Source organism: Rhodovulum kholense, assembly GCF_003053725.1.
Taxonomy (GTDB): domain Bacteria; phylum Pseudomonadota; class Alphaproteobacteria; order Rhodobacterales; family Rhodobacteraceae; genus Rhodovulum; species Rhodovulum kholense.
In genome coordinates this window covers 1-19,933 of the sequence record NZ_QAYC01000004.1, presented here as the reverse complement: position 1 = coordinate 19,933, position 19,933 = coordinate 1, and the positions used below count along the sequence as shown (strand labels likewise).

Sequence of the window (19,933 nt, the reverse complement as noted above, 5' to 3'; positions counted from 1 at the left end):
TGGCGATTGCGGCGGTCAGTGTCGGTGCGTCGTCAGCCGGTGTCTGGTCATCCAAAGCCGAATACGGGCGCTCGGTGTCATAGTCCGTGGCCCCGGCGGCGATGACGACACGCGCGTGAGCCAGGTCGTGGCACATGGTCTCGTTGAGCGGATCGTCGCGCATCCGGCCGGTGACGCTTTCGGCGACACCTTCTGCATGGGCTTTCCTGGCGCGATGCGAATGCCATTCGATCCGTTTCTCGGAACACCGTCGCAGGATAGCGTTCGAGATCAGGTCCGTGCCGTTGTCGCTGACAATCATCCCCGGCTTTCCCCAGCGCTCGATCAGCGCGATGAGGTCACGCGCGACACGACGCTCCGAGATCGAGCTGTCCTGGGGCGACCCAAGGCATTCGCGGGTGACGTTGCCGACCACGTTGAGCACCCGGAAGTGCTGGGCATTGGTAAACTGATCGTGGACGAAACCGCGCGACCAGCGCGCATTGGGGCGCGCCTCGACCGGGATCGGGGCGCGCGCCCGCAACGGCCTTGCGCCGAGCCTACGCTTTGCGGAGCGGCACCCCCTCCTCGCGGAAGAGCCGACAGATCCGTTTGATGCCGGACGGCTCTCCCTCTCGGCACAGCAGCACGAAGTGCCGCCGATCGCCAAACCTCCGGCGCGCATTGGCCAAGTCCCGCAACCGGGCGCGCAGCACCGTATCCGGCGCACGCTGCGCCCGGCAGCGGACCATCTTGCGATCCGCCCCGGCAATCCGGCACGCCCACCGTTCCGATAGCCCGAGCAGGAACCTCAGGTGCGCGACCGCGTCACGCTTCAAGGCAGGCGTCGCGACTTTTTTTGAGACCGGTTCCTTCATCGCCGCCAGGCTCAGCATCTGCGCGGCCAGCGGCGTCATCAGCTTGGCGTTCTCGTCATCGAGCGTCTTCAGGCGCTTGGCCTCGGACACCGTCATGCCGCCGAACCGGGCCGTCCAGTTGCAGAAGGTCCCGTCCGAAATGCCGTAGAGTGCTGGAAACGGTTCCCCGGGCCGTTTGCCTGAGGCTTGACCGTGCGTCACGGGGTCGCGCGCGTCGCGTCCGCCTCAGGCCTGGCCAGGATGCCGGTGGACTGCTCGTCCGTTGCTCTCGTTCGCGTCATTGTCGGCCCTCAAGTCGGGCCGGACTGTCTTCGATGGTGGAGGAGAAATCCCCTGACAGGTCAAACTCACCTCAGCATCTGCCGTGCCCGGGCATGCTGGCCCAGCACGTTCCGCACGCGGCCCAGGGCGCCGGGCGGGCGGGCATCGGCGCGGTCGAACCGCACCAGCCGGTCGAGCGTGTCGGCGGCCGCGGCAGCATCGGCCGTCATCCGCCCGCCCTCGAAATGCAGGGTGGTCGACAGCCGGCGGAGCGTCGGGCCGTCGGGTGGTGCGGGCGCGGGCATGGCGGCGGCGGCAGCGGGGGCGCTTTCGGGCGCGGGACCCTCCAGACGGAAGTCCGGGCCCAGCAGCACGCGGGCCAGCGCCTCGCACGCGCTGCGCGTCGGTTCCGCGAAACGGCCGATATCGGCGGCGATGCGCGCCGACCAGGCGGCAGCGTCGATGGTTAGCGGATACGCCTGAAGCTCTGCCGCGCATTGCAGGCAGTCGAGCGTGATCATGCTGAGAGACGGGCAACTCACCGGCAGCCGGCATTGATAGGGGTCGCTGCCAGTCTCGGCGATGAACTTGGCAAATTCGGTGCCTTCGCCCGAAGCGCCCGAGATCGCGAGTTTCTGGCCCGCAGCTCCATTCGAGCGCGGTGAGGAACCGCCGAGCGTGAGCGGAAGGCTGATCCGCAGGATCGGCCGGTCCGTCACCATCAGCGCCTGCAGCGAGGTGAACACGTCGGGCGAGGACCCGCGGAAGAACGGGCCGCCCGATCCGGCTTCGGCCCGCGCGATCAGGCGCCGCGACAGGCAGCCGTGATAGATCATCCCACCGTCATGGTAGCTGCGAAACTGCGCTCGGGCAAAGCCGTCCAGGACCGCAGCGGGATCGAGGCGCTTCAGCCGACCGTCCAGCGCCTGCGGCCGCACCCGAAGCGTCCCCGCCGCCCCCGTCCGCGGATCGGGCCAAAGATAGGTCATCACCCGCCATTTCACGATATCGGGGTCGTGGCGCGCGATCAGAGCGGCCAGCAGCCGCAGGCCGTTGGGCAACACGGCGTCGTCATCGCCGATGAACAGCACATGGTCCCCGGTGGTGTTCGACAGCGCGAACTGGAAATTCTCGCGCATCGACAGCCGCCGGTCGGTGCGCACGGCGACGATGCGCGGATCGTCGAAGCCTGCGATCACCGCGGGCGTGTCATCGGTGCTGGCATTGTCGGAGACGACGATCTCGACCGGCGCATCGGCCGCATCGGCCGCAACGAGCGCCGAGCGGATGGCGGCATCGAGGTAGTGTGCACGCTCCCGCGTCGGAATCACGAGACTGATGACAGGGCGAGGCTCGGGGATCATGCAGTGCTCCCAGGCAGAGGATCACGCCGCCGTGGCGGCGGAAAACTGGCACCTGTCGTAGTCTCAGGGCTTCGAAGAGGCAAGTTCGTGAAGGGGGCTAATCGGCCTGTCGTCACTCCGAAAGGGTGAAACGTTTGCCGTGCAATTCGATGAACGGTCCGTAACGGCCGAAGCTGGTGGCTCGTATGCGACGCGCGATTTCCTCTTCCGTCATCTCCGGATCCAGCCGCTTGAGGTCCTCAAGGTCGCGCAGGCGATAGGTTTTGGGTGCCCAGTGCTGCGCCGTGTTTTCAAGACGCGCGCGATCGACCCAATCCATGCCGTCTCGGGCAATCGCCGCAGTCACCCGGAGGAAGGTCAGGAGATGATGGCGATAGGTCAGTTTCAGGAGATCCGCGACGGTCCGGGCGTCGCGGCAGCAGAAATCCGAAACGTCAAGAATGGGACCCGCATCGACATCCGCAGTCATCAGATGGACCGTGATCGCCGAGCTTTCGTCGCCATTATAAAGGACCCAGTTCACGCCGCCCGAGCCCGGATAGGCGGGCGAGGAAGTGTGAAAGTTTATGGCAGCCTTTCCAAGCCCCTCGAGCGTCGCGGCGCGGAAGATCGTCTTGGATTTGAAGCAGAATAACCAGTCCGTTTCGAGAACGCCGGGGTCGGGCGAGGTCGGGGGAACCTCGTTGGTTGACAGCACCGGAATGACGGTCTCGAACAGGGTTTCCAGATGCGTCAGGGCGATCTCGGAATAGGCGTCGTCACGTAGCCCGAAGAACGCAACGCTGTCCGCCCGACGCATGGTCAGGCACCCTTCCGCCGCAGATAGCCGCGGGGCGAGGACGACAGGATCAGCTTGCCGTTCAGGACCGGGTCGACTTCGAAATCGGGGTTTTCGGCCATATAGGCCAGGGCCGCCGCGGCCGGATCATTGCCGGGCTCGAGCCGACGGGATCTGTTGCGCGCTTTCGACGCCTCCGGCAGGTGCGCGACGATCGTATCCGCGACGACAAGGTAACATCCCTCCGTAACCAGCGGGCCATAGGCGCGACATTCGGCCAGCACATGCTCGCGGCTGTGATCGCTGTCGAGAACGACCATGACCCTGGCCCCATCGGGGATCTCGGCGCGGACACGGGCAACGGTCTCGGCCTCGACGGAGCTGCCCTCGATCAGGGTCACGCGTTTCGACATCGGATGGGTCTCGATCGTATCACGGTTATGCGCGCGGATATCTATATCGACCCCGATCACCTTGCCGCCGCCCATCAGGTCCAGCAGCGACGCCATGAACAGAACCGATCCGCCTCGTGCGACCCCGGTTTCGATGATGACATCCGGTTTCGAGGACCAGATCACCTCTTGCGTCGCCATGATGTCCGTTGGCGTCTGAATGATCGGGGCGCCCATCCAGCTCCAGAGATAGCTGAAATCGTACTCGTTCAGGGCCTCGAACATGGCGGACGACCTGCCATGAAGCGCCTCGTCTCCGCCGAGGGCCAACGACTGCCGCCGCTTCATTTCTTCGAATTCCGCGCGATCGTCCCGTTGTGACATGTTCAGCTTTCCGATACATCAACCAACCCGGCTCTTACACGCCTTGCCGCCGCGAAGAAAGCCGTACGACGGCCGATTTTTTACGTGGAGAGACCCGCCAGCACCTTGGGCCGCAGTGCTTTCGGAGTCCTCGCTCGACTCCGGGCTAGGCTGCACTTTCCCAAGCGTGCGTCCTGCGTCCCGGCGGCCGGGTGCATGTCGTGATCCCGAGCATGTACCGCAACATCAGCGACCTGGTGGTTATCGACCACGTGCAGCATTTCTCGCGGCTGTCGTTGGAGAGGCTGTTCGCCGATGCCGGCTATTCCGACATCCGCATCGACGCCGAGACCCACCGTGCGGCCTTCATCGTGAAAGCCGTGCACGACCCGGCCGCGCTGCCCGCGCGCCCCGCCCCCTCGGCCGCCGATCTGGCCGAGACCATGGACAAGGCCCGCGCCATCGCCCGGCAGTGGCAGGACATCGCCACGCGGATCGAGGCGTTCGAGGCCGGGCATCCCGACACGCGTTGCGTGATCTATGGCAGCGGCGTCTACGGCATGTTCATCGCCTCGACGCTGAAGGATCGCGGGCGGGTGCTGGCCTTCCTCGACGCCAACCCGTTCCGGCAGGGGCGCGAACTGATGGGGATTCCGATCCTTGCGCCCAATCGAGTGCCCGAGGCGGCCGGGGCGGTCTATGTCGGGCTCAACCCGCAGGACGCGCGCGGCATCATCGCGGGGGTCGCGGCGCTGCACGACCGGCCGCGCTCCTTCTTCTACCTATGAGCCGGGACGCGCCCATCACCGTGATGATCGCGGGGATGGCTGGCGCCTCGCTTGGCACCGAGATCGCCAAGGCGCTGGCCGCGGCGGGCGGCTATCATGTGCTGGGCTGCGATATCTCGCCGCTGGCCTATGGCCATTTCGACGCGCATTTCGCCGAGACCTTCCTGGCCGAGCGCGACGATTACGTGGCCAGCGTGCTGCGGCTGTGCCGGGCGGCGGGGGTCGAGGTGCTGATCCCGGGCGGCGACCAGCCGGCCGCGCTTCTGGCGCCCGCCGCGGCGCGGTTTGCCGAGGCCGGCATCCGGATCGCGCAGAACGCGCCCGAGGTCGTGGCCGTCGCCACCGAAAACACCCGCTGTTTCGAGATTCTGGGCGCAGCCGGCGTGCCGATCCCGATGACCCGCGGCATCGCCGCGCCGGGCGACATCGCCGGGTTCCCGACGCCCTGCGTGATCAAGCCCTCCAGCGCCTCGGGCGGCAGCGCCTTCGTGTTCTTCGCGCGCGACCCTGGCGAGGCCGAGCTGTACTGCGCCTACCTGTTGCGCAACGGGATCGCGCCGGTCGCCCAGGCCTATGTGCCGGTCGAGGGCGGCGAGTTCACGGTGGGCGTGCTGTCTGACCCGGACGGCAGCGTTGTGGGCGTGATCGCGCTGCGGCGGGCCTTTACCTCCAAGCTGTCGGTGCTGGCGCGGGGGCCGGATTTCCTGATTTCCAGCGGCTACACCCAGGGCCGCATCGAGCCCTTCCCCGAGGTCTGCGCGGCCGCGCGCGACATCGCGGAGACGCTGGGCAGCCGGGGGCCGCTGAACGTGCAGGGCCGCGTCGATCCGGACGGCCGGTTCGTGCCCTTCGAGATCAACCCGCGCTTCTCGGCCAGCACCTATCTGCGCACGCTCGCGGGCTTCAACGAGGTCGACCATTTCCTGCGCCGCCTGACCGGACGGCCGCCCGCCGCGCCGCTGGGGCTGCGCCCGGGCTGGTACCTGCGCAGCCTGACCGAAACCGTCACCCCGGACGAGAAGCGGACATGATCCGCTGGATCGTGCCCGGCCGACTGGCCACGGGGCCCGCCCGCGAGGCGCATCTGGAGGGCGCCACGCGGATCGACCTGCGCCACCTCGTCGATGCCGCGGGCAACGCCACCGATGCCGTCGCCCGGCATGTCGCGGATGGCGTCGCCGCGCTCGAGCGGGGCGAGACGCTGCTTCTGGTCTGCGATTTCGGCGTGTCGCGCAGCAATGCGGTGGCCGCCGGGGTGCTTGCGCGCTGGCAGGGCCTGCCCTTCGATGCGGCGGTGGCCCGCGTGATCGAGGCCACGGGCGAACGCGAGATCAAGCTCGACATGCTGGACACGGTGCGCGCGGCGCTGGGCGCGGCCCGCAGGCGGCAGGGCGGGCGCACGCTGGTGACCGGGGCGACAGGCTTCATCGGGCGCCACCTCTGCACCGCCTTCCCCAACCGGGTGACAGGGGGTGGCGGGCGCGAGACGCTCGATCTGATGGCGGCACCCGCACAGATCGCCGCCCGGTTGGGCGAGGCCCGTGCGGGCCGCGTGATCCACCTGGCGCATCCGCGTATCTACACCAACAACGCGGCCCTCGGTGAGGCGCTGACCATGCAGAAGAACCTGATGGACGCGGCCGCTTCGCTCGGGGTGCGCCTAGTCCTCGTCTCTTGCGCGGCGGTCTTCGCGGGCGGGACCACGACCGGCCCCGTTCCGTCCTCGGCCCCGCCATGTCCCCGGGGGGTCGCGGGCCAGATCAAGGCCTTGCAGGAAGGCCTGTTGAAACTGACGGTCGAGGCTTCGGGGCTGGAGGCTTGCGTGGTGCGTCTGGCCCAGACCTATGGCCCGGGCGGCCTGCGGCCCCGCCTGATCCAGAGCTTCGCCGAGGGCATCGCCGCCGGACGCCCGGTCACGACGCATCGTTTCGAGGACGGGCCGGCGAAGCTCGAGCTGCTGCATGTCGACGACGCGGTGCGGGGGCTGGTCGAGATCGCCGAAGCGGGCACCGCGCCGGTCTATCACCTGGGCTCCGACGACATCGCGACCCCGGCCGAAATCGCGGGGATGATCGCGACGCGGCTCGACCAGCGGCTGGACCTGGCGGAGTTGCCGGTCGCGGGGCGGGCCGACCGGGTCCGGCTGGACTGGTCGGCCACGCGCGACGACCTGGGCTGGCGCCCCCGGATCGCGCTGGCAGACGGGTTGGCCGAAACGCTGGCCGCGCTGGGGGCACCGGGACATTCCCGAGACTGAGGTCTTCTGGACCCGAGCGCGTTATCGAACGGATGTGCGCTCTGGATATGCACGGATTGGCAAAGGTCTTTGTCGCAGCGCGGAAGATCTCGCTGCGACCCATACTGGGCGCGATGATCGCCGAGCGCTCGCATGCCTTTGCATCGCTGATGAAGGCCAATCCCATGCGAGGTCGGCTTCAGCGCTCCACGGCGTCGCGCAGGCGGTACCAGGCGATCGCGGCCGTCCCGTAGCTGCGGTGAAACCGGTGAAACGGAAGCGGGTCGATCTTGCGGGAGGGAAGCGGCAATCGGGTGCCTCTGGCAAGGTGATCGGCCAGCGCCTTGCCCATCGCGGTGCCAAGCGCCACGCCCCGTCCGTTATAGCCCATCACCACGATCATGCCCGTGTCCGGCTCGAACAGGCGAACACGGTGGTCGGCGGTCATCCCGACCCGACCCGACCAGCGATACTCGACCCCAAGCCGGGCGGCCTCGGGGAAGAAGGCCCGCAATTCCCGTTCGACGATGCCATAGTCCGCCGGGGCCCCCCGATACGAAAAGCGCCCGCGCCCGCCGATCATCAGGCGGTTGCCGGGACCGATGCGGAAATAGGTGCCGACGCGGCGGCTTTCGGAAACGACGGAGCGCCCGGGCAGGATACGTTCCAGCAGATCGGGCGGCAGCGGACGGGTTGCAATTTGGATGCTGTTGGCCGCAACCAGCGTCCTCTCGATGCGCCGATAGAGGTTCGGCGGGGTATAGGCATTGGTCACCAGAATGACACGGTCTGCCGTGACCGTCGCCCCCGATTGCGTGCGGGCCTGCCAGCCCGTGCCGGTGCGGCGGATCTCGACGACGCGGCTGTGCGCGAAAAGATCTGCGCCGGTTCGCCGGGCTGCCGCCGCTAGCCCCCGGACATAGTTCAGCGGGTGTACCCGGCCCGCCCGCAGGTCGCGCCAGCCGCCGCGGAACCGACGGGTTCCGGTGGCCTCTGCGATGGCCTCGGCGTCCAGCCACTCGACCGGGGCGCCGCGCGCCTGCCATTGGGCCATCCGGCGTTCCAGCGCGGGCAGGTGACTGTCCTTGAGGCTGGCCTGGATCCAGCCGTCGCGGCTTGCGTCGCAGTCGATGCCATGGCGCGCGACCAGATCGAAAAGGACATCGGCCGTGCCGCCCGCGAAGGCGGTCGCCGCCGGGCCGAAAAGCGCATCCAGACCATCGGGATCGTCCTTCAGGCCCGGAATGACCTGCCCGCCATTGCGCCCCGAGCCGCCATGGCCGGGAACCTCGGCCTCCAGCAGGGTCACGGCGACGCCCGCCTCGGTCAGATGCAGCGCGGTCGAAAGCCCGGTGAACCCGCCGCCGATCACCAGAACGTCGGTCCGGCGGCTTTCGGCAAGCGCGGGCAGGTCGGGGCCGGGGCGGGCCGTCGCGACCCAGAGCGATTGCGGCATGTCGTCCACGGGATCAGACCGGATGGGTGACGCGGCGCAGGAAATCCTGCGTGCGCGGATGTTGCGGAGAGGTCAGCACATCGGCGGCCGGGCCCTGTTCGACGATGCGCCCGCCATCGAGAAACAGCACCCGGTCGGCGGCCTCGCGGGCGAACTGGATCTCATGGGTCACGACCAGCATCGTCATGTGCTCATGGGCAAGATCTGCCATCACCGACAGCACGTCGCCGACCGTTTCGGGATCGAGCGCCGAGGTGGGCTCATCCATCAGGATCGCCCGCGGCCGCATCGCAAGGGCACGGGCGATGGCCACGCGCTGTTGCTGGCCGCCCGACAGCGCGGCGGGATGGGCGTTCATCTTGTCGGCCAGCCCGACGCGCCTCAGGTGATCCTCGGCCCGGTCGCGGACCTCGGCCTTCGGTTCGCCAAGGACATGCAGGGGTCCCTCCATCACGTTTTCCAGCGCGGTGCGGTGCGGGAACAGGTTGAAGCGCTGAAACACCATCGCCACCTGGGTCCGGATCTGGTGGATCGACGGCGCGTGGGCATCGACCCGGGCGCCCTCGATGGCGATTTCCCCCTGCTGGTAATCCTCGAGCCCGTTCACGCAGCGCAAAAGCGTGGACTTGCCGGACCCCGAAGGCCCGATCAGGCAGACGGTTTCGCCCTTGGCCACCTCGGCATCGATCCCCTTCAGCACCTCGAGCGAGCCGAAGGACTTGTGCACATCGGTAAAACGGATCATCGGGCCGCTCCCATCCGGCGTTCGACCTGCCGCATCAGCATGTTCAGCGGGATCGTCAGGCAGAGATAAAGAACCGCAACCAGGGTGAAGACGGTCATGTTGTCGAAGGTGGACGAGGCCAGCATCTTGCCCTGCATGGTCAGCTCGGCCACCGAGATCACCGAAACCTGCGAGCTGTCCTTCAGCAGCATCACCATATTGTTGCCATAGGGCGGCAAGGCGATCCGGATCGCCTGCGGCAGCACCACGCGGCGCATCATCTTGCCGTGGCGCATGCCGATCGATTTCGCGGCCTCGGTCTGGCCCCGGTCCACCGCCTCGATCCCGCCGCGGAAGGTTTCGCCGATATAGCAGGAATAGATCAGCGCCAGACCGATCACCCCGGCCTGGAAGGCGGTCAGGTCGATCCCCAACTCTGGCAGCACGAAGTAGATGTAGAACAGCATCACAAGGATCGGGATGCCGCGCAGGAACTCGACCACGAAGCGCGCGGGTCCCGCCAGATAGCGTCGGCCCGAGGTCCGCAAAATCGCCCAGACCAGCCCCAGCGCCGATGCCAGCACCAGCGCCAGGATCGTGACCGCAACGGTCAGCCAGAGGCCCTGGGTCAGAAGCGGCAGGTAGTCCTGCACCCGGTCAAGAAGTGGCGCCATGCATCTTTCCGTTCATCTTTCCATTCAGGGGGGGCGGTTTCGGGTCTCTGGCCCCGGGGCGCAGACCCGCGCCCGGGGCCGGGTTGCGTGCCCGTCAGAGGCCGTATTTCGCGAAGATCTCGTCCAGCTTGCCGCTGGCCTTCATCCCGGCGATGGCTGCGTCGACCGCCTTCAGCAGATCGGGGTTGTCCTTCGAGACGGCCAGCGCCACGTCGCCCTTGCCCATCGGCGTGTAGCCCTCGACCAGATGCACGCCGAGACCCGGGTTCTGCGAGACCTGGTAGGCGATGATCGGTTCGTCGCCGACCCCTGCCTTGATCCGGCCCAGCTTCACGTCGCGCATGATGTCGACGAGGCTGTCGTAAAGCTTGATCTCCTTGAAGATCCCCAGCGCCTGCAGCTTGTCGGCGAAGGTGGTGCCGATCTGGGCGCCGATGACCTCGCCCTTCAGATCGTCAAGCTGGTAGGCCGTGTCGTCGCCCGCGGCCACGAACAGCGCGTCGCCATAGCTGTAGACCGGGGTCGAGAAATCGACGACTTCGCGGCGCTTGTCGGTGGCATACATGCCGGCCGAGATCACGTCGATCTTGCCGGTGGTCAGGGCCGGGATCAGGGCCGAGAACTGGGTGATCTCGAAGCTCGCGCCGGTGTTCATCTCTTCGGCGATGGCTTGGGCCAGATCGACCATCGCCCCGGTCGGCTGTTGCGTCGCCGTGTCGACGAAGGTGAACGGAATGCCTGTCGTGGTCACGCCGACTTTCAGGCTGTCGGCCGCCTGCGCGAGGGATGCGACCATCGCAGCCGCGGCGGCGAGCATCGGGATTTTCAGTTTCATGAACAGGTCTCCTGTTGATGGGCGCCGATGCGCAGCAGATCCGGACAGGTTGCCCCGCATCTCCGTCGCGTCTCGATCTGTTATTTTTTCACGCTAGTGAACGTACGCCCCTTTGCAAGCGAAAATTCATGAGGCCTTCACTCAGACGAAAAGACCACGCCAGCGTCGGCCTTTTTGCTTGCGGGATGCCGCATCGAATGCATAGCTATGGCTTCACCTGCATGAAAAAGAAGCGATGACCCAAACCGACCCCAACTCGCCCGACACCGATCCCGCCGGGACCGTCGAAGCGGACCTGTCGCTGGGGCAGGCGGTGCGGCGCGCCCGTCAGGGCCGCGACATGTCCCTAAAGCAGGTCGCGGATGGCGCGGGCATCTCTGTCGGCCTGATGAGCCAGATCGAACGCGGCATCTCTTCGCCGTCGATCCGGGTCCTGCGGGCCATCTGCGCTGTGCTGGACATTCCCGTCCTGTCGCTTTTCGTCTGGGACGATCACCTTTCGGACCGCGAGGCCCGAATGATCGTGCGCGCCGACCGGCGTCGGAGCATCGATTTCGGCGACCGCGGCATGGTGAAGTCCTTTGTGACCGCACATGATGCAGGCACTCTTCAGGTGATGGATATCGTCCTTCAGCCGGGTGGCGGGTCGGGCGAAGACGCCTATCGTCATGCGGGCGAGGAATGCGGGCTTGTTCTTGGGGGCCGTCTGGAAATCTGGATCGACGGCCATGCCTTCCACCTGAACGAAGGCGATTCCTTCCATTTCGAAAGCGCGCTGCCGCACAAGTTCCGCAACCTGTCTGACGGACCGACGCGGGTGCTCTGGATCACCACGCCGCCTGTCTGGTAGCACTGCTTCCCGGCGTCCACTCCGGGTCGGGTCGGCGATCGCATCGGCGCACATGCATCTTTGTGCAGCCTGGCAGATGTCGACTGGCTGCTCGGAGACCGCGGCCATGATGCCGATCGCCTCGGGGCAGATACCGTTCAGCAGCGTCCGCTTTCGCCGGATCAGTGCCACATCCACATTCAGGGCCGCGATGATACGGGCCTCGGGCGCGCCATGCCCGATGGCGCGCAGGATCATCTTGTGCTCCTGGATCGTGGCAAGGCGACCGATGCGTTTGTTGCAGGTGAAGGACGCGTCGTCGGTGGCGACCAGGCTGGTGACGGCGTCGGGGCCTATCTCCTTCAGGACATGGAGCCGGACAGGGCCGTCGAGCAGGTTGAAGGTGCCATCCTGCTGCCGTGCGCGCGCGACCACGAGCAGTTCGATCAGGCCGGCCTCGCGGATGGATGCGGCGATCTGTGCATATTGCCGACCCTTTGGAACCGTGCTCGGCAGTTGCGTCAGCGGCAGGATGCCGGTGATCGGGATCTGACGCGGGGTCGGCTCGAAGCCCGGTCCCTTGGGCGGGGGCGTTTTGGCCCGATGTTCCTTGAGGCCGTCGACCACCTTGCTTGGCAGGGAAGCCAGTCTCTCGGCCCGAAGGAGGGTCACAAAGTTCCCGTCCCCGAGCTGGGACTGAAACGCCGCGTCGAGGAACGGCCGGTGATCACGCGTGGACTGGGCCCTGCGGATCATGTCCTGCTGGCGTTCTGCCTGGATCCGATAGGCCCGGACCAGCGCCGCCGATGTCATCCGCACCGCAGATCGCTTTGTGGGTGCAACACTTTTTTCTTGCCATGCCGGTGGCGCAGTTCCACCAGCCGCCGTGCTTCCAGCAGCTTCTTGCCCCGCAATTCACCCGAGGCATAGGCTGCCTCCAGCGCCTTCTGCACATCCTTCTCTTCCGCCCGGGCGATATAAAGCGCGACGCTCAGGGGCATCCGGCCGGTTTCGACCGCGATCAGCAACCGCTCCTCGCCGTTGGCGATGAGCTCGCCGATTTCATGGATGCAGGACCGGGACGGCCCGGTCTTTTCGGCGATCTTCGGGTCCGAATATCCGCGGTTCCTGAGAATGGCGATATCCTGCAGCAACTCGAGCGATCGCTGCTGACGGCGGGCAATGCTCTCGATCCCGCTGCGTAGAAGTCGTTCGACCTCGGTCGCGTCCACGACGATGGCCGGGATATGGGTTTCGCCCAGCGCGATATACGCTTCCATCCGACCCTGCCCGCAGACCAGGCGATAGCCATCTGCGGCCCCGGCATCGTCCCGGGCCACCGTGAGCGGCTTTTTCCGCCCCACCTTTCCAATACTGTCCACCGGGGCGCGAAACGTCTTTTCCGACCGCTCGCGAGGATTTTCCAAGGTGATTGCAGCGATCGGAACGATCTGCGCCTTGGTCCCGGCTTCGCCGTGCATCTGGCGCAACAGGCGGTTGGCTTCGATATAGCGATAGTCGCGATCCGGGGTGACGCCGACGAGGGAATAGGCCCTGAGCAGGCTGCCGAAGCGGTGGGCATAGGCGCCGCTCGACGGCATCCCTTCGGCCTCGTCGATCACCGGCCCCGAGATGTCGCCATGGCGTTGAAACAGCCGGGTCAGGCGTTCCAGCATTTCTTCATCCGAAAAGCGGCGGTTGCGCGCCGCGACGACGGCCTGCACCTGTCGGAACCGCCTTGGGTCGACAATGGCCTCGAAGGCGCCGTCCGCGCGGATCCAAATGTCGGGGGCGTTGGCGACCCGCTTGCGCCTCAACTTGACGGATCGGCGATTGCAGACGTTGTTGCCGATGTATTTCTCACTGGTCAGGATCTGGCGGACCGTCGCGCGGGGCCAGGCCCGCCCCAGATCGGTGAGGATGCCGCGCGCGTTCAACTCGGCCGCGATCTCGTCCTCGGTCCGGCCTTGCATGAGAAAGCGGTCGTAGATCCAGCGCACCGTCCGAACCTCGTCATCCGGTCCCGGAACCAGAACGACGCGATCGGTCTGAAGGCTCTTGTGCTTGCCGCGGTTCAGTTCGGTCTTCACCTCGCCACGGTCATTGAGCAGCGCGCGGCGCAACCCGACGCCCGCCGGGCCGCCCTGCCGGTATCCCGGCTCGATCAGGCAGCATTGGCCCGCGAAGACCTTGACCGACAGCTCGCGGCTGTATTCGCCGGCCATGGCCCGCTTGACGCTTTTCACGATGGTCGAGGTCGGCGATCCGTCGTTTTCAAACAGCTCGGCGAAATAGGCGACCTGCATGCCGACCTTCCGGCAGCGGTATTCGTCATAGGCCGATTCATCCATGTCCTGGAATCACCCCCAGCGGGTGACGTCATAGACAAGGATCACGCTGAATTCGGCCGCGCCGGATTCGACGTCGGCGATCATCTGCTGCAGGGCCATCCTGCCGCCGATGACCAGCCCGCTTTTCGCGCCGTCCGAATAGGTTCTGACAATCCTGATGCCGCGCCGCTTGGCGTAGTCGCGGATGGTCTGCGCCTGGTTCCGGGTGGAGTATTGCTGATGCTCGGTCGACATCCGGACGTAGTCCGCAGCCAGCAGGCGGTCGGTCCTCTCGGAACTGGGTCGACTTGCCCGGGCCACGACCGCCTCCCGATGCGATCATTCGGGCCGATCCCGGCGACTGGCCCTTTTCCGAGGAATGGGCGCCAATCCGAACGGCCGTTTCTCATGTCCTTCGCGAAGTCTTATCGGAGGAGGATGCAGAGATGCGGATCGAGATGGGCACAGTTGTGCCGGAGAAGGGCACAATTGTGCAGCTTCGCCCGGAAACGGTCGGCTATCGCGGGACGCTGGCCATGGCGTTGCGGCTTGAGCTTGGCTCGACCCATCGCGCGATCAAGACGGCGATGCGCTGGACCGGGGCAAGCGAGCGGACCGTGGAATACTGGTTCGCCGAAGAGCGCGGGCCCAGCGGAGAGCATCTGATCCGGTTGGCCAGGCATTCGGACAGGGTGTTCCGCATGGTCCTGATAGGGGCCGGTCGCTGTGACGATGCGGATCCCGAGATGCGCGAAACGATTGCAAAGACGCGGTGGCGGACCCTCAGGCGCGGGCGGCCCGGGGTCCAAGGAACCGGACCATGGCCGAGCCCCGAGGTCTCGCCTGGCGTTCCACCGGGGCCGCCGTCATCAAGGCGCCCTGCGGTTGGGCACTGCAGGACGCATCTGCTCTGGCGGCGGGCATCGGACCCGCTTCGTTCTCCTGTGCGCGGCACAGGACTGTCACAATCGTTAGCGCTATATAGTTTGGCAATATAACGAATCGGCAGCGCCGCCATGCGGCGGCGTCTGCAAGACTTGGGGGACAGACATGTCATTGCTTCTACGGCTGGTGCGAACCGGCTGTCTGGTATCGTGCGGCCTCGGCCTTCCTGCCCTTGCCCAGCAGTCCTCGGACAAGCCGGACGAGGTCTTCGCGCTTGGCGAGATCGTCGTCCGGTCGTCCGACGAGGCGACGCAGGGCGGCACCAGCAGCACGGTCGGCGCCGAAGAGATCAAGCGCACCAACCGCGCCACGCTGGATGACGCCCTGCGCACGCTGCCCGGCGTCTCGGTCGGCAATACCGGCGGGTCGCGCAACGAGCGGCTGATCTTCGTGCGCGGCTTCGACCGCTTTCAGGTGCCGCTTTACGTCGACGGGATCCGTGTCTACCTGCCTGCGGACAACCGGCTCGACTTCGGGCGCTTCCTGACCCCGGATCTTGCGGAAACCCAGATCCAGAAGGGCTATGTCTCGGTGCTGAACGGTCCGGGTGGCATGGGCGGCGCGATCAACCTGGTCACGCGGCAACCGACCGAAGTCTTCGAAGGCGAGGCACGGGTCGGGCTGGAAGCCGGCAACCGCGGCGACGTGACGACCCGCACCGGCTATTTGTCGCTGGGCAGCCGGATGGACCGGTTCTTCGTGCAGGGCAGCTACCTCACGCGCGACAACGACGGATACTACCTGTCGCGCGACTACACGCCGACGGACGTTCAGGGGGCGGGACATCGCGACTATTCCGACAGCGAAGACAGCCGCCTGAACCTGAAATTCGGCTATACCCCCAATTCGACCGACGAATACGTGCTGAGCTATACCCGGCAGGAGGGCTCGAAGAACGCCCCCTACAATGTCGATCAGCCGGTGCGGGGCATCACGCCCGCGCCGCTGCCGGTCGGCGCCAGCTATCAGCGCGACTGGGAATGGCCGGAATGGGATCTCGAAGGGCTGACCTTCTATTCGACCACCGATCTGGGGGGCGGCGCCTGGCTGAAGACCAAGCTCTTCCACCACCAGTTCGACAACGTGCTCTCGGCCTATGACGATTACACCCATAGCAGCCAGACCGTCGGGCGGGCCTTCGACAGCACCTATGACGACACGGCCTGGGGCGGGACCCTCGAGCTTGGCTCGGATATCGGCGAGCGGAACACGCTGACATCGGCGTTCCACTACCGTTATGACCGGCACCGCGACATCCAGCTGTCGCGCCCCGATATCAACAGTATCCCCGACCCGACCGAGACCAGCCGGGAACGGACCCTGTCCTTCGCCCTTGAGGACCGCTTTCAGCTGCGCGACGACCTGAGCCTCGTGGGCGGGCTCAGCTTCGACCGGGCCGAGGTCCTGTCGGCAAGCCGCACCAGCACCGATTACGGCGAACCGGTCGGGTCGTCTAACGCCGTGAACTGGCAGCTGGCGGCGATCTGGTCGCCTACGGCGGGCGGCGAATACCATGCCAGCCTGTCGTCGCGGACCCGCTTTCCGACCCTCTTCGAGCGCTACAGCTCCCGCTTCGGAACCGCCGTGCCGAACCCCGATCTCGATGCCGAGCGCGCCCTGACCGCCGAGGTCGGCTATCGCGGCGATCTGGGGCCGGTCGCGGTCGAGACGGCTCTGTTCTACAGCGAGATCGACGACACGATCCAGTCGCTGAACGTCGGGGTCGGCCTGTCGCAGAACCAGAATGTCGGCGACGGGACCTATGCGGGCTTTGAGATCGGCGCCCGCACCGACCTGACCGACAGCCTGGCCCTGTCGGCCAACTACACCTATCTCGACCGCGACATCACCGATCCGGTCCGCCCCGGCCTGAAGGCCACGGACACGCCGCGCCACAGCGCCTATCTGCGGCTCGACTGGCAGGCGACCGACAGCTTCTCGATCGCGCCGTCGCTGGAACTGTCCAGTTCGCGGCTGTCCGACAGCGCGATCCAGCCGGCCGATCCGACCGACGTGTCCTATACCCGGAATGCCGGGTTCGGTCTGCTGAACCTCGACATGGAATGGAAGGCCAGCGACCGGGCCAGCATCGTTTTCGGGGTCCGGAACGCCCTCGACAAGAATTACGAGCTGGTCGAGGGCTTTCCCGAGGCGGGCCGGACGTTCTACCTGACCACCGCCTACACGTTCTGACCGGCAGAGGTCCCGGCAACGGGGCCTTCGTCTCCTCGGCCGGAGGGGCCGGAGAAATGCAGCCGTCCTCCGGGCAGGGAGTCGCGCCGGACCGGGATGTCGTAAAGACGGGTCATCCGCGCGGCGGTCATGACTTCGGCGGCGGGGCCCGCCGCCAGAACACCGCCGGGTTCGATCAGAACCGCCTCGTCGCCCAGATCGGCGGCCTGATCGGGGTCATGGGTGCAAAGCAGCACGCCGATCCCGCGCGCGGCCAGACCCCGGATCGCCTTGCCCACGCGGATGCGGTTGGCGAAATCGAGGCTGGCGGTGGGTTCGTCCATCGCGACGGCCTCGGCGCCCTGGGCGATGGCGCGGGCGATCAGCACCATCTGCCGTTGTCCGCCCGACAGCCGCGTGATCTCGACCGGGCCGAGATCGTCGATCCCCAGAAGGGCCAGCGCCGCCTCGGCGCGCGCGATCTCGGCCGCGCCCGGCCGGGCGAAGGGACCAAGCCGCGCTGCCGCCCCCATCAGGACCAGATCGAGGGCGCGCCAGGCAAAGGGTGTCGTCAGGGTCTGGGGCACATAGGCCAGCCGCTGGGCGATCTCGGCCCGGCTGAGATCCGAAAGCGGGCGCCCGCCCAGAAAGACCGCGCCGCCCAGCGGCGGCATCAGGCCCAGCAGCGTGCGGAAAAGCGTGGTCTTGCCGACCCCGTTCGGACCGAGAAGGCAAAGGATGCGCCCGCGGTGAAGGCCAAGCCCCACCTCCTCAAGCAGCGCCCGCCCGCCATGACCCACGGCCAGCCCGCGCGCCTCGACCAGCGGCGTCACTCGGCCCATGTCCGTCCTCCCCGTGCCAACAGCCACAGGAAAACCGGGCCGCCGAGAACCGCCGTGAGGATGCCCAGCGGCACCTCCTGCTGGGCGATGCACCGGGCCGCCGCGTCGACCAGCACCATCAGCGCGGCCCCCATCGCCAGCGCCACCGGCAGCAGCCGGTCGAAGCGCGGGCCGGTGATCAGCCGCGCCATATGCGGCACCATCAGCCCGACCCAGCCGATCACGCCCGCGACCGATACTGCCGCGGCGGTCACCAGCGTGGCCGACAGGATCACCAGAAGCCGCAGCCGCCCGGCTTCGACGCCCAGGGTCCGCGCCTCGTCATCGCCGAGCGCCAGCAGACCGATCCGCCAACGCAGCGCGATCAGCGGAAGAAGGCCCGCGACAATCGCGGGCAGAGCGGCGGCGACATCGGCCTGCTTGATCCCGGCAAGGCTGCCCATCAGCCAGAAGGTGATCGCGGGCAACTGGTCGTCTGGATCGGCCATCAGCTTGACCAGCGAGATCCCCGCCCCGGCAAGGGCCGCGACCGCCATGCCGCACAGCACGACGACCAGCACCTGCCCCATGCCGCGCAGCGCCAGCGCGATGGCCATGACCAGAGCGATGGTGCCGATCCCGAAGGCGAACCCCATCAGCTGGATCGCCAGCACCGGCAGGCCCAGCAGGATGCCCAGCACCGCCCCGAACCCGGCACCCTGCGACACGCCCAGGATGTCGGGCGCGACCAGCGGGTTGCGAAAGACCGTCTGATAGGCCGCACCCGCCGCGGCCAGCGCGGCGCCGATCAGGGCCGCCGCCACGACCCTCGGCAGACGGATGTTCCACAGCACGATGGCGGCTTGCGGGTCGGGCGGGTGGCCGATCAGCGTGTCGGCCACATCGACGGGCGACAGCGGGTAGGGTCCCAGCATCGCCCCTGTCGCCAACGCTCCGGCCAGACCCAGCGCCAGCAAGGGCGGTGCCGCGCGCTCACTCACCCGGATGCCCGGCGGTACCCAGAAGCCCGTCCAGCGCCGCCCGGTCGGGCGTCACGCCGTAGAAAAGCGTGTAGAACCGGGTCACCTCGGCCTCGATGTCGATGCGGGCCTCTTCGGGATACAGCTTCTCGGCCAGCCATTTCAGCCCGATCAGGCGGTTGACCGAAGGCGGGCTGTCGATGAAGCCGAAAGGGGCGGACGGCGCCAGATAGACCTGCCCGTCTCGCACCGCCGGAACGCCCTGCCATTCGGGCATCGCGCTGACATGCGCCGCGAAATCCGCGTCGATGGTCACGATCACCTCGGGCGCCCAGGCCTGCACCTGTTCCGGCGATACGGTCAGGAGGCCGTCCGGCCCGGCCCCGACCACGTTCCGGCCGCCGACCCGGTCGATGATCTCGGCATTGATCGAGCCCCGCGCGGCTGTCTCGATCCCCTCGGGGCCGCGTGCCAGATAGACGCTCGGGCGCCGGTCCTCGGGGACGGCGGCCAGGATCGCGTCGATCTCGGCGAAGGTCGCCTCGGCATAGGCGGCCAGGGTCCCGCCCCGCTCGGGCTCGGCCAGCAGGTCGCCAAGCCTGCGCAGGGTGGCGGGGATCGTCGGCAGCGACCCGTCGATCAGGGCATAGGGGGTGCCGGTCTGCGCCTGCACCCTCCGGGCCAGGTCGCGATAGGTGGCGGTCACCGTGCCGTAATCGACGATCAGGTCGGGCCGAGCTGACAGCAGCACCTCAAGGTTCACCGTGTCGCCCTTGCCGGTCAGCCGGCCAAGCGCGGGCAGATCGCGCGTCTCGGGCCGCAGGAAAGGCAGGTCCTCGGCGCCCGGCGCGCGCGGCCAGCCGACCATGGCATCGGGTTTCAGCGTGTAAAGCAGCGTCGCCGCCGGCGGGCCCGCCGCGAAGACCCGCCTGGGGTCGTTCGGCACCTCGATCTGGCGGCCGGTGGCGTCGGTGATCGTGTGCGTTTCGGCGGCCAGCGCCGCCGCCGCCGCCAGGGCAAGCGCCCCGGCCACCAGCGCGGTCAGGCGAAGGCGCCTCATGGCAGCAGTCCGAATTCGGGCTTGAGATCGACCAGCGGCGTGCCGTCGATGCAGTCGAGGCCGCGCAC

Annotated in this window: 17 protein-coding genes and 3 pseudogenes; 6 read left to right on the top strand and 14 right to left on the bottom strand. The window is 67.3% G+C overall.

All coding sequences use genetic code 11. From position 1 onward, the window contains the following. Window positions 1-10: 10 nt before the first annotated feature. The 4 genes and pseudogenes from C8N38_RS06615 to C8N38_RS06600 form a co-directional block, all read right to left on the bottom strand. Window positions 11-1,004 (bottom strand): annotated as a pseudogene (locus C8N38_RS06615) (integrase core domain-containing protein); the annotation flags it as partial. A gap of 200 nt (window positions 1,005-1,204) precedes the next feature. Continuing rightward, window positions 1,205-2,482, bottom strand: a complete 1,278-nt coding sequence (locus C8N38_RS06610; RefSeq protein ID WP_108025138.1) for a glycosyltransferase family 2 protein — start codon at window positions 2,480-2,482, stop codon at window positions 1,205-1,207. Window positions 2,483-2,594: 112 nt separating this feature from the next. Continuing rightward, on the bottom strand, window positions 2,595-3,281 hold the full coding sequence (locus C8N38_RS06605) for a formyltransferase family protein (protein ID WP_108025136.1): 687 nt from the start codon (window positions 3,279-3,281) through the stop codon (window positions 2,595-2,597). A 2-nt stretch (window positions 3,282-3,283) separates the two neighbouring features. Continuing rightward, the gene (locus C8N38_RS06600) at window positions 3,284-3,937 is read right to left on the bottom strand and encodes a cephalosporin hydroxylase family protein (RefSeq protein WP_215731102.1); all 654 of its coding nucleotides are present in this window, start codon (window positions 3,935-3,937) and stop codon (window positions 3,284-3,286) included. Between the two features lie 299 nt (window positions 3,938-4,236). Between C8N38_RS06600 and C8N38_RS21375 the strand changes: the two genes are divergently transcribed. The 3 genes from C8N38_RS21375 to C8N38_RS06590 are packed head-to-tail and all read left to right on the top strand — an operon-like array spanning window position 4,237 to window position 7,060. Beyond that, window positions 4,237-4,803 carry a nucleoside-diphosphate sugar epimerase/dehydratase gene (locus tag C8N38_RS21375; RefSeq protein ID WP_158272315.1) on the top strand — a complete coding sequence of 189 codons (567 nt, stop codon included), beginning with the start codon at window positions 4,237-4,239 and terminating at the stop codon, window positions 4,801-4,803. Beyond that, window positions 4,800-5,834, top strand: a complete 1,035-nt coding sequence (locus tag C8N38_RS21370) for an ATP-grasp domain-containing protein (RefSeq protein ID WP_342750290.1) — start codon at window positions 4,800-4,802, stop codon at window positions 5,832-5,834. Before C8N38_RS21375 ends, C8N38_RS21370 begins: the two co-directional genes overlap by 4 nt. Beyond that, a complete protein-coding gene (locus C8N38_RS06590) occupies window positions 5,831-7,060 on the top strand; it encodes an NAD-dependent epimerase/dehydratase family protein (protein ID WP_108025129.1) in 1,230 nt (409 codons plus the stop codon). The genes C8N38_RS21370 and C8N38_RS06590 overlap by 4 nt, the downstream gene beginning before the upstream one ends. A 178-nt stretch (window positions 7,061-7,238) precedes the next feature. On the opposite strand, the gene C8N38_RS06585 is transcribed toward C8N38_RS06590, so the two are convergent. The 4 genes from C8N38_RS06585 to C8N38_RS06570 all read right to left on the bottom strand — a co-directional run bounded on the left by C8N38_RS06585 (window position 7,239) and on the right by C8N38_RS06570 (window position 10,728). Next, window positions 7,239-8,495: an NAD(P)/FAD-dependent oxidoreductase gene (locus C8N38_RS06585; RefSeq protein WP_108025127.1), complete on the bottom strand. Its 1,257-nt coding sequence runs from the start codon at window positions 8,493-8,495 to the stop codon at window positions 7,239-7,241. Between the two features lie 13 nt (window positions 8,496-8,508). After that, window positions 8,509-9,240: an amino acid ABC transporter ATP-binding protein gene (locus C8N38_RS06580; RefSeq protein WP_108025125.1), complete on the bottom strand. Its 732-nt coding sequence runs from the start codon at window positions 9,238-9,240 to the stop codon at window positions 8,509-8,511. Beyond that, complete coding sequence (locus C8N38_RS06575; RefSeq protein ID WP_108025123.1) at window positions 9,237-9,893, bottom strand: amino acid ABC transporter permease; 657 nt, start codon at window positions 9,891-9,893, stop codon at window positions 9,237-9,239. The genes C8N38_RS06580 and C8N38_RS06575 overlap by 4 nt, the downstream gene beginning before the upstream one ends. A gap of 94 nt (window positions 9,894-9,987) precedes the next feature. After that, entirely contained in the window at window positions 9,988-10,728 is a 741-nt protein-coding gene (locus C8N38_RS06570) for a substrate-binding periplasmic protein (RefSeq protein ID WP_108025121.1), read from the bottom strand. 235 nt (window positions 10,729-10,963) lie between these two features. Here C8N38_RS06570 and C8N38_RS06565 point away from each other — a divergent pair, with 235 nt between their 5' ends. Beyond that, window positions 10,964-11,578, top strand: coding sequence for a cupin domain-containing protein (locus tag C8N38_RS06565; RefSeq protein WP_108025119.1), 615 nt, complete (start codon window positions 10,964-10,966; stop codon window positions 11,576-11,578). 18 nt (window positions 11,579-11,596) lie between these two features. Beyond that, window positions 11,597-11,695 (top strand): annotated as a pseudogene (locus C8N38_RS21830) (IS5/IS1182 family transposase); the annotation flags it as partial. A gap of 18 nt (window positions 11,696-11,713) precedes the next feature. On the opposite strand, the pseudogene C8N38_RS21825 reads toward C8N38_RS21830, so the two are convergent. The 3 genes and pseudogenes from C8N38_RS21825 to C8N38_RS21815 all read right to left on the bottom strand — a co-directional run. Beyond that, window positions 11,714-11,815 (bottom strand): annotated as a pseudogene (locus tag C8N38_RS21825) (plasmid partitioning protein RepB C-terminal domain-containing protein); the annotation flags it as partial. Between the two features lie 551 nt (window positions 11,816-12,366). After that, window positions 12,367-13,908 carry a recombinase family protein gene (locus tag C8N38_RS21820; RefSeq protein ID WP_245895566.1) on the bottom strand — a complete coding sequence of 514 codons (1,542 nt, stop codon included), beginning with the start codon at window positions 13,906-13,908 and terminating at the stop codon, window positions 12,367-12,369. 9 nt (window positions 13,909-13,917) lie between these two features. Beyond that, window positions 13,918-14,208, bottom strand: a complete 291-nt coding sequence (locus C8N38_RS21815) for a recombinase family protein (protein ID WP_245895564.1) — start codon at window positions 14,206-14,208, stop codon at window positions 13,918-13,920. Window positions 14,209-14,937: 729 nt separating this feature from the next. On the opposite strand from C8N38_RS21815, the gene C8N38_RS06540 reads away from it, so the two are divergent. After that, on the top strand, window positions 14,938-17,025 hold the full coding sequence (locus C8N38_RS06540) for a TonB-dependent receptor plug domain-containing protein (protein WP_108025117.1): 2,088 nt from the start codon (window positions 14,938-14,940) through the stop codon (window positions 17,023-17,025). Here the strand turns inward: C8N38_RS06540 and C8N38_RS06535 are convergent. From C8N38_RS06535 to C8N38_RS06525, 3 genes are read right to left on the bottom strand one after another with little or no spacing between them, the layout of a single operon-like run. Then, window positions 17,013-17,846: an ABC transporter ATP-binding protein gene (locus C8N38_RS06535; RefSeq protein ID WP_108025115.1), complete on the bottom strand. Its 834-nt coding sequence runs from the start codon at window positions 17,844-17,846 to the stop codon at window positions 17,013-17,015. The two genes, C8N38_RS06540 and C8N38_RS06535, sit on opposite strands and share 13 nt — an antisense overlap. Then, a complete protein-coding gene (locus tag C8N38_RS06530) occupies window positions 17,834-18,826 on the bottom strand; it encodes a FecCD family ABC transporter permease (protein WP_245895562.1) in 993 nt (330 codons plus the stop codon). The genes C8N38_RS06535 and C8N38_RS06530 overlap by 13 nt, the downstream gene beginning before the upstream one ends. Beyond that, window positions 18,819-19,865: an ABC transporter substrate-binding protein gene (locus C8N38_RS06525; RefSeq protein WP_108025111.1), complete on the bottom strand. Its 1,047-nt coding sequence runs from the start codon at window positions 19,863-19,865 to the stop codon at window positions 18,819-18,821. The genes C8N38_RS06530 and C8N38_RS06525 overlap by 8 nt, the downstream gene beginning before the upstream one ends. Window positions 19,866-19,933: the final 68 nt, after the last annotated feature.